General features: G+C 49.7%; 13 protein-coding genes. 7 read left to right on the forward strand and 6 right to left on the reverse strand.

Translation table 11 applies throughout. The features are described 5' to 3' along the window. Positions 1 to 29 precede the first annotated feature (29 nt). The 3 genes from H3001_RS14350 (at position 30) to H3001_RS14360 (ending at position 2,653) form a co-directional block, all read left to right on the forward strand. Complete coding sequence (locus H3001_RS14350) at positions 30 to 707, forward strand: response regulator transcription factor (RefSeq protein ID WP_181215285.1); 678 nt, start codon at positions 30 to 32, stop codon at positions 705 to 707. Continuing rightward, positions 704 to 1,978 (forward strand): sensor histidine kinase, encoded by a 1,275-nt coding sequence (locus tag H3001_RS14355; protein ID WP_181215286.1) that lies wholly within the window; start codon positions 704 to 706, stop codon positions 1,976 to 1,978. Before H3001_RS14350 ends, H3001_RS14355 begins: the two co-directional genes overlap by 4 nt. Before the next feature lie 213 nt (positions 1,979 to 2,191). Further along, complete coding sequence (locus H3001_RS14360) at positions 2,192 to 2,653, forward strand: hypothetical protein (protein ID WP_181215287.1); 462 nt, start codon at positions 2,192 to 2,194, stop codon at positions 2,651 to 2,653. A gap of 118 nt (positions 2,654 to 2,771) precedes the next feature. On the opposite strand, the gene H3001_RS14365 is transcribed toward H3001_RS14360, so the two are convergent. Genes H3001_RS14365 through H3001_RS14390 form a run of 6 tightly spaced genes read right to left on the reverse strand, consistent with a single transcriptional unit; the run spans position 2,772 to position 5,971 of the window. Further along, positions 2,772 to 3,320, reverse strand: coding sequence for a 2-oxoacid:acceptor oxidoreductase family protein (locus tag H3001_RS14365; protein ID WP_181215288.1), 549 nt, complete (start codon positions 3,318 to 3,320; stop codon positions 2,772 to 2,774). 38 nt (positions 3,321 to 3,358) lie between these two features. Beyond that, positions 3,359 to 4,120, reverse strand: coding sequence for a thiamine pyrophosphate-dependent enzyme (locus H3001_RS14370; RefSeq protein WP_181215289.1), 762 nt, complete (start codon positions 4,118 to 4,120; stop codon positions 3,359 to 3,361). Between the two features lie 20 nt (positions 4,121 to 4,140). Then, positions 4,141 to 4,317: a hypothetical protein gene (locus H3001_RS14375; protein WP_181215290.1), complete on the reverse strand. Its 177-nt coding sequence runs from the start codon at positions 4,315 to 4,317 to the stop codon at positions 4,141 to 4,143. Between the two features lie 10 nt (positions 4,318 to 4,327). Then, complete coding sequence (locus tag H3001_RS14380; protein ID WP_181215291.1) at positions 4,328 to 5,407, reverse strand: 3-methyl-2-oxobutanoate dehydrogenase subunit VorB; 1,080 nt, start codon at positions 5,405 to 5,407, stop codon at positions 4,328 to 4,330. Between the two features lie 42 nt (positions 5,408 to 5,449). Further along, positions 5,450 to 5,680, reverse strand: coding sequence for a 4Fe-4S dicluster domain-containing protein (locus tag H3001_RS14385; RefSeq protein WP_181215292.1), 231 nt, complete (start codon positions 5,678 to 5,680; stop codon positions 5,450 to 5,452). 12 nt (positions 5,681 to 5,692) lie between these two features. Then, entirely contained in the window at positions 5,693 to 5,971 is a 279-nt protein-coding gene (locus H3001_RS14390) for a tetratricopeptide repeat protein (protein WP_181215293.1), read from the reverse strand. A 540-nt stretch (positions 5,972 to 6,511) separates the two neighbouring features. On the opposite strand from H3001_RS14390, the gene H3001_RS14395 reads away from it, so the two are divergent. From H3001_RS14395 to H3001_RS14410, 4 genes are all read left to right on the forward strand, one after another. Next, positions 6,512 to 8,950 (forward strand): glycoside hydrolase family 2 TIM barrel-domain containing protein, encoded by a 2,439-nt coding sequence (locus H3001_RS14395; RefSeq protein WP_181215294.1) that lies wholly within the window; start codon positions 6,512 to 6,514, stop codon positions 8,948 to 8,950. 190 nt (positions 8,951 to 9,140) lie between these two features. Continuing rightward, positions 9,141 to 11,441 carry a bifunctional dihydroorotate dehydrogenase B NAD binding subunit/NADPH-dependent glutamate synthase gene (locus tag H3001_RS14400; RefSeq protein ID WP_181215295.1) on the forward strand — a complete coding sequence of 767 codons (2,301 nt, stop codon included), beginning with the start codon at positions 9,141 to 9,143 and terminating at the stop codon, positions 11,439 to 11,441. Positions 11,442 to 11,864: 423 nt separating this feature from the next. Next, complete coding sequence (locus H3001_RS14405) at positions 11,865 to 12,371, forward strand: SGNH/GDSL hydrolase family protein (protein ID WP_181215296.1); 507 nt, start codon at positions 11,865 to 11,867, stop codon at positions 12,369 to 12,371. Between the two features lie 18 nt (positions 12,372 to 12,389). Then, positions 12,390 to 14,141, forward strand: coding sequence for an SGNH/GDSL hydrolase family protein (locus H3001_RS14410; RefSeq protein WP_181215297.1), 1,752 nt, complete (start codon positions 12,390 to 12,392; stop codon positions 14,139 to 14,141). Positions 14,142 to 14,321: the final 180 nt, after the last annotated feature.

A 14,321-nucleotide genomic window follows, 5' to 3' on the forward strand; every position in this document is an offset into this window, starting at 1 on the left:
TTTTTGTGGAAAACCAACCGATTAGCTGTATGAAAATATTAATCGTAGAGGACGACAACGATTTGCGGGAGATTACCGTGCGTTCGCTGGAGAAGGAGCGGTACGTGGTATCGCAGGCACCGGATTACCGGACGGCCCTGCAGAAGATTGAGGATTATGACTATGACTGTATCTTGCTGGATATTATGTTGCCCGATGGTTCGGGGCTGGATTTGCTGGAGGAACTGAGGGCACTTGGAAAGCGAACGAATGTCATCATTCTTTCGGCGAAGGACTCGCTGGAGGATAAGGTGAACGGACTGGAACTGGGGGCGGATGATTACTTGCCGAAGCCTTATCATCTGGCCGAACTGCACGCACGTATCAGAAGTCTGCTCAGACGGAACCAGCGTGACGGGGAGCAGAAAGTGGCGTTTGGAAACATTGAAGTGTATCCGGATACTTTCCGGGTGCTGGTGGAGGGAAAGGAACTGGAACTGAACCGCAAGGAATATGATATCCTGTTTTATTTCATGTCGCGCCCGGGAAGAATGGTCAACAAGAATACCCTGGCCGAGGCGGTATGGGGAGATCACATTGACCAGGTGGATAATTTTGACTTTATTTACGCACAGATCAAGAATCTCAGAAAGCGCCTGAAGGAAGCGGGGGCTACGCCTGAGCTGAAGGCTGTGTATGGTTTTGGCTATAAACTGGTAATCGAATGAAACTGTTTCATCTGGTAATGGGGAGAATGTCGGTGGTGCTGGTACTGGTGCTGACGGCATGGGCGGCCTTGTTTTACATGGCTGTCATGGAGGAGGTGAACGATGAGGTGGATGATTCGCTGGAGGACTATGCGGAGCAGCTGATGATCCGTGCGCTGGCGGGGGAGGAGATGCCTTCGGCCAACAGCGGAACCAATAATCAGTATTACTTGTGTGAGGTTTCGGAGGAATATGCGCGGACCAATCCTCATGTGTCGTATTACGATGAGATGGTGTATATCAAAAAGCGGAATGAGACGGAGCCGGCGCGGGTGCTGGAGTCTATTTTCAGTACGGCGGAAGGGAAGTTCATGAAACTGGTGGTCTATATGCCGACCATTGAGAAGATGGATTTGCAGCGGGCTATTCTGGGCTGGATGGTTTTCCTGTATGTCACCTTGCTGCTGGTGATCCTGGGGGTGAATGTGTGGATTTACCGGACGAACATGAAGCCGCTTTATGTGTTGCTGAAATGGCTGGAGCATTATCGTCTGGGAAGGCAGAACGAGGAGCTGGTGAATGATACGCGGGTGACAGAGTTCCGTCAGTTGAACGAGGCGGCGTTGCTTTCGGTGCGGCGCAGTGAGCAGCTTTACGAGCAGCAGAAACTGTTTATCGGTAATGCTTCGCACGAGATGCAGACTCCTTTGGCAATCTGCCGGAACCGGTTGGAGATGTTGATGGAGGACGATTCCTTGAGCGAGAAACAGCTGGGTGAGTTGTTCAAGACGCATCAGACTCTGGAAAACCTGACGCGGCTGAACCGTTCGCTGTTGCTGTTGTGCAAGATTGATAACGGACAGTTCCTGGATACGCAGGAGGTCTGCTTCAATGATTTTCTGGCAAAATACCTGGATGACTATAAGGAGGTGTATGCGTACCGGAAGGTGGAGGTGAGTGTGGACGAGCAGGGGGTGTTCAAGGCTGTCATGAATGAGGCCCTGGCTTCGGTGCTTTTTACTAATCTGTTGAAAAATGCTTTTGTACATACTGTGGAAGGTGGAAAGGTGTCTGTCGTGCTTACGGGGGACTGTTTTCTGGTGGCGAATTCGGGTACGGCTCCTTTGGACCGTGAGCGGGTGTTCGAGCGTTTCTATCAGCAGGGAGAAAAGAAGGAGGGCTCCAACGGACTGGGACTGGCTTTGGTGAAGTCTGTCTGCATGAGCAGTCACTTGCAGGTATCGTATGATTTTTCGGAGGGTATGCACCGGTTTAGCGTACAGAAGGATTGACTGTCGTTGGGGAAGATAGCGGAAGCGCCTGGGGCTTCATACGGGCTGTTGCGAAGATTTTGCTGATGTGGGCTCTTTTATTGAGAAGTTTAGGCTATCTTTGTCCTGATGGAGGGGTGACCGATATGTGTGGTGGCCTCCCTGAAATTTGTATAAATTATAAGTCTCTTACTGTCAAGACAAAGGGAGCTTATGTCTATGTTGAATGAAACCATGTTAAAGAAAAAATTGTCGACCAACTTGTTTTTGGTGAATCATTATACTTCTCGTCTGGAGAATGTGCTGGAGTGTGCTTCGTTTTTCTGCGGATTGCTTTATTACAGGATTGAGTGGCTGCAGGAGGAGGTGGAAGCGGCGTTGGACAAGCCTATGCAGCGCCGGTTGCTGCAGGAAATGAGAAGGCGCTGGAATGGCGGGGAGAATGAAGAGGGAGTGAAAAATTTCCTGTTGTCGGTGGTGGACCTGCTGCTGGGAGAGATGCTGGATGGGGAAGTGCTGGCGGAAGTCAGGAGGCAGATAGGGGTACGGATGGACCGCATGACGGGTATTCCTGTGCCGGAACTGTCCTTGCTGTATGACGTGATGGAAGACGGGGCCCTGGAGGGTGAAGATTCGGAAGAGGAGGACGTGGAGGCTATCCGGAAGGAAATCGACCGTCTGGACAGTATGGCCTGATACTTTTCGAAGATGAATGTGAATATTGCGAAAAAGACATCTCCGGAAACAAAGCGGTAAGTGAACCGTTTCGTTTCCGGAGATGTCTTTGATATATCCTCAGGTCGGCCTTTGCGGCTTATTCCTTGACTTCACGGATAATGTCCATACCGATGTGGATGGCTTCCTCATTCATTGGAATCAGGTGGTGATGGCGTTCCGGCAATGTCTTGCGCAATGCCTTGATGACGCTTTCGATAGAGACGATAGGACGTATCTTGAGCAGTCCGCCCAATACAATCATGTTGAATGTCTTGGCCATCTTGCGCTCGTTGGCTTCGTCCATGGCATCGATGCGGTATACGTGGATGTCCTTGCGGGTAGGAGGATTGATGATGCCGTAGCCGTCATAAATCAGTACCCCTCCCGGTTTTACCTTGTTCTCGAATTTGGCCAGTGAAGGCTGGTTGAGGATGATTGCTGTGTCGTATTTGCTCAGAATAGGTGACGAAATGCGTTCGTCGCTGACAATTACGGTGACGTTGGCCGTACCTCCGCGCTGTTCGGGTCCGTATGCGGGCATCCAGGTAACTTCCTTGTCTTCCATCAGTCCGGAATATGCAAGAATCTTACCCATGGAGAGTACCCCTTGTCCACCGAATCCGGCTATAATAATTTCTTCTTTCATGACTTGTTTTCTTTTTGTGGTTCTACGATAGGAGAGGGTTATTTATCCTTCAGGTCGCCCAGCGGATAGAATGGGAACATGTGTTCTTCCATCCATTTGTTGGCTGCTTCCGGAGTCATTTTCCATCCCGAATTACAGGTGGATACAATTTCTACCAGGTTGGAGCCTTTTCCCTGCATGGAGTTCTCGAATGCTTTGCGGATGGCTTTCTTGGCCTTGCGGATGGCGGCTACCGTATGTACCGACTGACGGGTCACGTAGCAGGTACCTTCGAGGGTGGCGGCTATCTCGGTCATCTTGAGCGGATATCCGTGGATTTCAGGGATACGTCCGTACGGGCAGGTAGCGGTTTTCATTCCCAGAAGGGTGGTCGGAGCCATCTGTCCGCCTGTCATACCGTAAATGGCATTGTTGATGAAGATGATGGTGATGTTCTCGCCGCGGTTCAGTGCGTGGATGGTTTCGGCAGTACCGATGCAGGCAAGGTCACCGTCGCCCTGATAGGTGAATACAAGGCGGTCGGGCCACAGACGCTTGATGGCACTGGCTACGGCAGGAGCACGTCCGTGAGCGGCTTCCTGACAGTCGATGTCAAGATAGTTGTACATGAATACGGCACATCCTACCGGGCTGATACCGATGGCTTTCTCGGCCATGCCCATTTCTTCGATGACTTCTGCCACCAGTTTATGCACTACGCCATGGCTGCATCCCGGACAGTAGTGCATGGGGTTATCGTTCAACAGTCGAGGTTTCTGGTACACCAGATTCTCGGGTTTCATTATATCTTCTTTTGTCATAGTAAAATCTTCTTAATTGGTTATCGTAACAGGAAGCGGAATACGTATTCCATCATTTTTACGAAAAGCGAACCGCCACAGACATAGAAAAATACGGTCTTGTCGTCGCCAACTGTAAAATACAGGATGAATGAAGCGGCTGCCCCTATCAGAAATATCACATTCAATACGGTTCGGATTCGATCGATGCTGTCCATATGCTTGCGGTTATTTCATTAGTTTCTCTTTCAGGGCTTCAATCACCTCGTCAGGATCTGGAACAATACCTCCCAGACGTCCGAAATGTTCTGTCGGTACGCTGCATTTTACGGCGAGCTGTACGTCTTCGATCATCTGTCCGCTGTTGAGTTCTACTACCAGAATGCCTTTTACCTGTTTGGCTCTTTCACCCAGGGCTTTGCTCGGGAACGGCCATAAGGTGATGGGGCGGAACAGACCGACCTTGATACCTTCTTCGCGTGCGTGTTCCATGGCTTTCTGTGCGATACGGGCACTTGAGCCGAAGGCTACGATCAGGTATTCGGCATCTTCGCAGTCGATTTCTTCGTAGCGTACTTCATTGGCTTCGATTTCGGCATATTTCTGCTGCAGGTGCAGGTTGCGCTGCTCCATGATGGCCGGATCGAGCTCCAGGGAAGTGATGATATTGGGCTTGCGTCCTTTGCAGCCGGTGCTTGCCCACGGACACTGTTTCAGGATTTCTTCTTCAGTACGACGGGGACGTGGAGCAGGAAGTACCACTTTCTCCATCATCTGTCCGATTACGCCGTCGGCCAGAATCATGGCCGGATTGCGGTATTTGAAGGCCAGATCGAACGCCAGTCCTACAAAGTCTGCCATTTCCTGTACAGAAGCAGGGGCCAGTGCAATCAGACGGTAGTCACCGTGACCGCCTCCCTTGGTAGTCTGGAAATAATCTGCCTGGCTGGGCTGGATGGTTCCGAGTCCGGGGCCGCCACGCATGACATTGACAATCAGACAGGGAAGTTCGGCTCCTGCGATGTAGGAGATACCTTCCTGTTTCAGACTTACGCCCGGGCTGGAAGAGGAGGTCATTACCATCTTACCGCTTCCGGCACCGCCATATACCATGTTGATTGCTGCAACTTCACTTTCTGCCTGAAGCACTACCATACCCGTTGTTTCCCACGGTTTTTCTTCAGCCAGTGTTTCCAAAACCTCCGATTGTGGAGTGATGGGATAACCGAAATAACCATCCACGCCTAAACGTATGGCGGCATGGGCGATTGCTTCGTTACCTTTCATAAGAACGACTTCTTCTGCCATAATCTTTTCTCTTTAAAATATGCTGACTAGCATTCGTTTTTATTATTCTTCACTTTTTGCTCTGTATACGGTCAGACAGCCGTCCGGGCACACAATGGCACACGATGAGCAACCGTTGCAGGTGTCTTCTACTACCTGCTGCACGTAATTATATCCTTTCTGATTCACTTTGGCGCCGAGCGACAACACGTGCAGGGGACATGCTACCACGCATAGGTTGCATCCCTTACAGCGTTCCGTGTTCACTACAACCACACCTTTCATTTTAGCCATAAGTCAATTACCTTATTGATTAAACATATCTTTATTATAGAAATTGAGGATGTCCATCACCATGTTCCGGGCTTCGGCTGCCGGACTCTCTGGGTCGAGGGAAATCGCCTCCTGATAGCTGTTCAACGCTCCTTGCCAGTCTCCCAGCTTGCGATAGGCATTCCCTCTCAGATAGTAGGCATCGGCGGCTGTTTCAGGGTGTTGAGTTATTAGTTGGTTCAATTGGTCGATGGCAGTTTCGGTATCTCCGTTACCGATCAATTTTTTTATCTCTCTTAATTGCTCTGTCATGGTGATAGAATCTTTAGTCCATCCACAAAGATAGAATTTATTTTTAATCGAATTGTTTTTTTGTCGCTTAAAATGTCTGATTTTGGAGAACTTTTTTTTTGAATTATAGTGTAATATTCTGGTTTGCACGGATTTATTGGGAGGGCAAAAACGTTTCGGATGAAAAAGTTGTGTAAATAACTATATGTTGTTTTTCCTCGTATTACATGTGGAAAAATGGGAATCTGCATGAAAAGTTTTTCTGGCTGCATCTGCTTGGGAAGGGCGAAGAAGATGGATTTAAAGTGGAAAATGTAGAATTTTTCAGCTAAAAAGATTATTTTTATCCCCAATTTGCCGATGGAAGGGGCCGGAGAACCTTGAGGGGGACCGGGGAGGGATTTTATCGGTCTGTGAATCTTGGACTGAACGGGTGTGCCGGGAGTAACGGGAGATACAGTAAGGTAAAATCGGGAGTTGAAATGAACAATCAGGAATTTGGTGGGGTTATATATGTATGACCGCTGATTTATATAAGTATAACTATTAAATAATAATACGATGAAAAAATTTTATTTCTCGGCATTGGGACTGTGTATGGCCTTGAGTCTTTTTGCACAGCGCAATGAACTTTCGCTTGAAAAGGGCTGGAAATTTACGAAGGGAGAAATGGAGGGGGCTGCGCAGCCCGGTTATAACGACGCTGGTTGGGAACGGGTGACGGTTCCGCATGACTGGGCTATTTACGGGCCTTTCGACCGGAACAATGACTTGCAGAATGTTGCGGTAACCCAGAATATGGAAAAGGAGGCCAGTCTGAAGACGGGGCGTACCGGAGGATTGCCTTATGTGGGAATCGGTTGGTATCGTACGTCTTTTGATGCGGATCCGGAGAAGTGTACGACACTGGTCTTCGACGGAGCGATGAGCGAGGCCCGTGTGTATGTAAACGGTAAGGAGGCCTGTTTCTGGCCATGTGGATACAATTCGTTTTATTGTGAGGTGACTGGTCTGCTGACGGAAGACGGAAAGAATAATGTGCTGGCGGTGCGTCTGGAAAACCGTCCGCAGTCTTCCCGCTGGTATCCGGGGGCAGGGTTGTACCGGAATGTGCATGTGGTGACTACCAACCTGATTCATGTGCCGGTGTGGGGAACGCAGTTGACGACGCCTCATGTAAAGGAGGATTTTGCTTCTGTCTGCCTGAAGACGACGGTGGTGAATGCGGATACTACGGAGCTGACTGTGGTGACGGATATTGTATCGCCTGAGGGAAAGACGGTTGCTTCGAAGACTAATAAGGGTTTCATTTATCACGGGCAGCCGTTCATGCAGAATCTGACGGTTCCGAACCCGGAACTTTGGTCGCCGGAGTCACCGGTGCTGTATAAGGCGGTGACGAAGGTTTATGCCGGAGGGGAACTGCAGGATACGTATATTACCCGCTTCGGTATCCGGACCATTGAATATATTGCCGACAAAGGTTTCTTCCTGAACGGAAAACGGCGTAAGTTCCAGGGGGTATGTAATCACCACGACTTGGGCCCGCTGGGGGCGGCTGTGAATGTATCGGCTTTGCGCCATCAGTTGGAATTGTTGAAGGACATGGGTTGTGACGCCATCCGTACGGCTCATAACATGCCTACTCCGGAACTCGTAGAGCTTTGTGATGAGATGGGATTCATGATGATGCTGGAGCCCTTTGATGAATGGGATATCGCGAAGTGCGACAACGGCTATCACCGTTTCTTCCAGGAATGGGCGGAAAAGGATATGGTAAACATGCTCAGACAGTACCGCAACCATCCGTGTGTGGTGATGTGGAGTATCGGTAATGAAGTCCCGTCACAGTGGAGCCCTGAAGGGTATAAGGTGGCTAAGTTCTTGCAGGATATCTGCCATCGTGAGGACCCGACACGTCCGGTAACCTGTGGCATGGACCAGGTGCAGAGTGTATTGGGGAACGGATTTGCGGCCTTGCTGGATATTCCGGGCTTCAATTATCGGGCTCATATGTACGATGAGGCGTATGAACGTCTTCCGCAGAATATCATACTGGGGTCTGAGACATCTTCTACGGTAAGTTCGCGTGGGGTTTATAAATTCCCGGCAGTCCGTAAGGCGGGTGCGCTTTATGAGGACCATCAGTCTTCTTCTTATGATTTGGAATATTGTACCTGGTCGAACATTCCGGATATTGATTTTGCCCGTGCTGATGATCATGAATGGACAATCGGACAGTTTGTCTGGACCGGATTCGACTATCTGGGTGAACCGAGTCCGTATGATACCAATGCCTGGCCGAACCACAGTTCCATGTTCGGTATCATTGATTTGGCTTCTATTCCGAAAGACCGTTATTATTTGTACCGCAGTGTGTGGAACAAGGAGGCTGAGACTTTGCATGTATTGCCTCACTGGAACTGGGAGGGAAGAGAAGGAGAGAAGGTGCCTGTATTTGTTTACACCAGTTATCCTTCGGCAGAGCTCTTTATCAATGGAAAGAGTTATGGTAAGCAGAGCAAGCATCAGGGAGGTACGGTGGAGAACCGTTACCGGCTGATGTGGCACGATGCGGTTTATGAACCGGGAGAAGTCAAGGTCGTTGCTTATGATAAGGACGGTAAGGCGGCTGCGGAAAAGGTGGTACGCACGGCGGGCAAACCTCATCACATCGAACTCGTAACAAAGAAGAAGGTGCTGCAGGCCGACGGCAAGGATCTGGCGTATGTGACGCTGCGCATTGTGGACAAGGATGGCAATCTCTGTCCGAACGAAGGTACTCTGGTGAAATTTAAGGTGAACGGAGCGGGTACTTACCGTGCTTCTGCCAACGGTGATCCGACTTGTCTGGATTTGTTCCACCTGCCTCGGATGCATGCCTTCAACGGTATGCTGACGGTTATTGTACAGGCTGGTGAACAGGCGGGAACGCTGGAACTGCAGGCTTCGGCCGGGGGACTGAAGACGGCTCGTCTGAAAATTGCGGTAGAGAAGTAATTCCGGGCGGGTAGTGGCCGGTGTACTCAGCAATAAGGCTGGTTTACGGATGGCTATCCTTGGCTTTTGGATAAATTTTGACCGGGTAGTTTTAATTTTCTTTGCAATTCTGTTTTTTAGTGATAACTTTGCGGGATTGAAAGATAAAGGAAATAAAATCGATAAAATAACTAACTTATAGTACGTGAAAATGAATAAAATTATTTCAAAAGAACATTTCTCTGAAAAGGTGTTTAAGTTGGTCATTGAAGCACCCTTGATCGCCAAATCGCGCAAAGCGGGACATTTCGTCATTGTGCGTGTAGGAGAAAAGGGAGAGCGTATGCCGCTTACCATTGCTGCAGCCGATCCGGTAAAGGGAACGATTACGCTGGTGGTGCAGGAAGTCGGTCTTTCTTCTACCCGCCTGTGTGAATTGAACGAGGGCGATTACATTACAGACGTAGTGGGTCCGCTGGGAAAAGCTACTCACATTGAAAATTTCGGAACGGTTGTGTGTGCCGGAGGTGGAGTAGGTGTGGCACCTATGTTGCCTATCGTGCAGGCTCTGAAGGCTGCAGGTAACCGGGTGATTACCGTACTGGCCGGTCGTACCAAGGACTTGATCATTCTGGAAAAGGAAATGCGGGAAAGTTCGGATGAAGTAATTATCATGACTGATGACGGTTCGTATGGCAAGAAGGGTCTGGTGACTGAAGGAGTGGAAGAAGTCATCAAGCGTGAGAAGGTGGATAAGTGTTTTGCCATCGGTCCTGCCATCATGATGAAGTTTGTCTGTCTGCTGACACAGAAATATCAGATTCCGACAGATGTGTCTTTGAATACCATCATGGTCGACGGAACCGGTATGTGCGGTGCCTGTCGTATCACTGTGGGTGGAAAGACGAAGTTCGTTTGTGTAGACGGCCCTGAGTTCGACGGTCATCAGGTGGACTTTGATGAGATGCTGAAGCGTATGGGCGCGTTCAAGGACATCGAACGTGAAGAAATGCATAAGTTGGATGAAGTACAGAACGAGGAGATTTGCGAAGCCATGAAACTGTCTGACGATGACCGTAAGGCACCGTGGCGTGAGGAACTTCGCAAGTCGATGAAGCCGAAGGAACGTACTGCCATCCCGCGTGTACATATGAACGAGCTGGAACCGGAATACCGTTCTCACAGCCGTAAAGAAGAGGTGAACCTGGGACTGAATGCAGAACAGGCGGTGGTTGAGGCCAAGCGTTGTCTCGACTGTGCGAATCCGTCGTGTATGCAGGGATGTCCGGTGGGTATCAACATTCCGACCTTTATCAAGAACATTGAGCGGGGTGAGTTCCTGGAAGCGGCACGTGTCTTGAAACAGACCAGTGCATTGCCGGCTGTGTGCGGTCGTGTATGTCCTCAGGAAAAGCAGTGTGAATCGCAGTGTATCCATCTTAAGATGGGACATGAGGCGGTTGCCATCGGTTACCTGGAACGCTTTGCGGCCGACTATGAACGTGAAAGCGGTCAGATTTCTATTCCGGAAGTGGCTGAAAAGAACGGTATCAAGGTGGCCGTAGTAGGTTCTGGACCTGCCGGATTGTCTTTTGCCGGCGATATGGCCAAATTGGGATATGACGTGACCGTATTCGAGGCTTTGCATGAAATCGGAGGTGTACTGAAATATGGTATTCCTGAATTCCGTCTTCCGAACAAGATTGTGGATGTGGAAATCGACAACCTTTCGAAGATGGGTGTGCAGTTTGTAAAAGACTGTATCGTGGGTAAGACCATCAGTGTAGAAGAACTGGAAGCGGAAGGCTATAAGGGAGTATTTGTGGCTTCTGGTGCCGGTCTGCCTAACTTCATGAACATTCCGGGTGAAAACTCCATCAATATCATGTCATCCAATGAATACTTGACTCGTGTCAACCTGATGGATGCTGCCAGCGAAGATTCGGATACTCCGGTAACCTTCGGTAAGTGTGTGGCTGTAATCGGTGGCGGTAATACGGCTATGGACTCTGTACGTACAGCCCGTCGTCTGGGTGCGGAGAGAGCAATGATTATCTATCGCCGTTCGGAAGCGGAAATGCCGGCACGTCTGGAAGAAGTGAAGCATGCCAAGGAAGAAGGCGTGGAATTCCTGACGCTGCATAACCCGATTGAATACATTGCCGATGAGCGTGGCCGTGTGAAACAGGTGGTATTGCAGAAGATGGAACTGGGTGAACCGGATGCTTCAGGCCGTCGCAGTCCGGTGGCTATTCCGGGTGCCATTGAAACCATCGATATCGACATGGCGATTGTGAGTGTCGGAGTGTCTCCTAATCCGATTGTTCCTAATTCGATTCCGGGTCTGGAACTGGGACGTAAGGGTACCATCGCCGTAAATGAAAACATGCAGTCGTCTATCCCGACGATTTATGCAGGTGGTGATATCGTACGTGGTGGAGCTACGGTAATCCTGGCCATGGGTGACGGACGCCGTGCGGCAGCAGCTATGCACAAACAGCTGCAGGGATAATCCTTGGCGGATATAAGAAGATGAATGGGAAGGGATGAATATTGGCAGGGAGGTCTGACTGTCGCTGCCATATGGTCTCCCTGATAACTGATAAGGCGCTGTCTGATTCGTAACAACAGGTTAATGAATCGGACGGCGCTTTTTGTGTGCTTGTGTGTCCGTTGTATGGGACAGGGAACATTGAGGCAGGGGGGTACCAGAGCAAAGCCCAACAATGTGGTACGTGCATATTCACCGGTATACTGGTGTTGTTTTCTCATTTTATGTCGTATTCACGTTATTTTTTATGTATTTTTGTCTGAGACAAAAGGCATCGGTCCCCCATCGTGATGAACACGAAAAATCTTTAACCGGATGTGTGATGGGAATTTTGCAAAATGATGCAGTCTGAAAGCGTAATCATTTAATGGGGTTTATTATACTATGAAAAATTTTTTATTGGCATGCATCTGCATCTTATTGCTTTTGCCTGCCACTTTATGGGGAAAACGGATTGTAAAAGTGGCCTGCGTGGGCAACAGCATTGCGTATGGGGCCGGGATTTCCAACAGGGATAAAAACTCTTATCCGGCTCAGTTGCAGTATTATTTAGGCGACGGGTATGAAGTCCGTAACTTCGGTTCCAATGGAGCGACGGCCCAGGCGGACGGTGATTATACATATATCCGTACGGCTGTATATAACGAGTCGAAAGCTTTTTTTCCTTCGGGAAAAGAGCCGGCGAGCGTCATTCGCAGGCAGTGTGACCGGATTCATGAATTGCTGGGAAGCCATGCTTTTGACAAGCGGGTGACTTATACGAACCCTACCGGATGGTTCCTGGATGAGCGGGGCGTGATCCGGGACGGACTTTATGGAGGCGACTACATTCACTTGACGGAAAACGGGTATGCATGCGTGGCCTCACATTTGATTGAGCTGATGAAATAACACTATAAAATAACGATTATGAATACTACCTTAAAAATTGCAGGCGTAGCTGCCTGGTTCTTCGGGCAGTCGCTGGTACTGCCTGCACAAACGGCCTGGTACAATCCGGTTGCCGATTCTTTGTTGCCTGTTCAGGGACGTGCCTGGAATGCTGAAACCGGTAAGGTCTACCGGCGCTTGCCGCAGCGGGCACAGCAATTGGTCCGCAAGCCGGTATGGGACCTGTCGCTACAGACGGCAGGACTCTATGTGAAGTTTTATACCAATGCACCGCAGATTCAGGTAAAGTACCAGGTGACGGGCGGATTTTCGATGCCTCACATGCCGGCTACCGGCGTCAGTGGAGTCGACCTTTATACGATGGATTGCAACGGACAGCAGTACTGGTGTGCCGGCAATTATCAGTTTGGGGATACTGTCCGCTATACGTATCACGACCTGACTTATCGCAATACTCACGATAAGGGGAATGAATTTACCCTGTATCTGCCTTTATACAATGGAGTGAAGTCGCTGCAGATCGGGGTACCGGAAGGCAGTTGCTTTGATTTTGTGCGTCCGTCGGCTGAGAAGCCTGTGGTGATATACGGTACTTCCATTGCGCAGGGGGCGTGTGCTTCCCGTCCCGGCATGGCATGGACCAATATCCTGCAGCGTCAACTGGATATGCCGGTGGTCAACCTGGGTTTTTCGGGTAACGGGCAGTTGGATGAGGACTTTTTCAAGCTTTTGTCTGAGATCGATGCGGCCATGTATGTGATCGACTGTATGCCCAATATGACCAACGATCGTGCAGCACTCATCCGTCCGCGCCTGGAGAAAGGTATCCGCTTGTTGCGCAGCAAGAGTGAGGCCCCCATTTTACTGGTGGAGCACGACGGTTATATGGGCTTTTATGCTTCGGATAGAAAAGGAGAAGACTTCCGGAAAACCAACGAAGAATTGCGTGCCGTGTATGAATCAATGAAGGACGAGGCCGGTGGGCTGTACTATCTGCCCTTCGACGAACTGGGTCTGTCCATGGACAGTCAGGTAGACGGTGTGCATGCTACCGACCTGGGCATGCAGCAGTATGCCGATGCGTATTACCGGAAAATTACGGATATCCTTTTTCCGGAGCGGAAGACTTTATCCTTTACTCCCATCCGCCAGCATCGTGATTCTTTCACATACCAGTGGGTAAAACGGCATGAGGAAATCCTGGAATACAATGCGGCTGTGCAGCCGGAGATTGTGATGCTGGGCAATTCCATTACTCATTTCTGGGGAGGGCTGCCTTATGAGCCCCGCAGAGTGGCCGATGAGGTATGGCAGAAGCTGTTTAAAGGAAAGTCTGTGGTCAACTTGGGATACGGATGGGACCGGATTGAGAACGTACAGTGGCGCATATTGCACGGCGAACTGGATGGCTTTTCTGCACAGAAAATTTTTATGATGCTGGGTACCAATAATCTGGACATCAATTCTGATGAGGAAATCATCCGGGGCATCAAGGAAACGGTGGCACTGATTGCCGGGAAGCAGCCGCAGGCAGAGTTGTATGTGGTGAAGATTCTCCCTCGTCGCGACCGTGAAGAGCGGTTGGCCGTCTTGAACGCCCAACTGGAAAAGGCTTTTGCCGGGAATGCTTCCGTGCGGGTACTGGATGTATCGGATGTGCTTGTGGGTAAGGATGGAAAGATAGACGAGCGACTGTTCTCGGACGGTCTTCATCCGAATCGTGACGGTTACAAGCGGATAGCCGGCCGGTTGAAGCCCTATGTGAAATAAAGATACTTCCCAAAAGTAATATTGCGGTCCGGTGATGCCCATTCCGCATGAAAAGACACTGTCCAAAATTTTGTGTAAATGGAAACAGGATTCAGTTGTAAGTTTGTTCTTATATCTGGATTCTGTTTTCAAACATAAGCATAAATTGATTCATAATCAAGCCCCAGTTATGAATCGGCT

Source organism: Phocaeicola faecicola (assembly GCF_013618865.1).
GTDB classification, from domain to species: domain Bacteria; phylum Bacteroidota; class Bacteroidia; order Bacteroidales; family Bacteroidaceae; genus Phocaeicola; species Phocaeicola faecicola.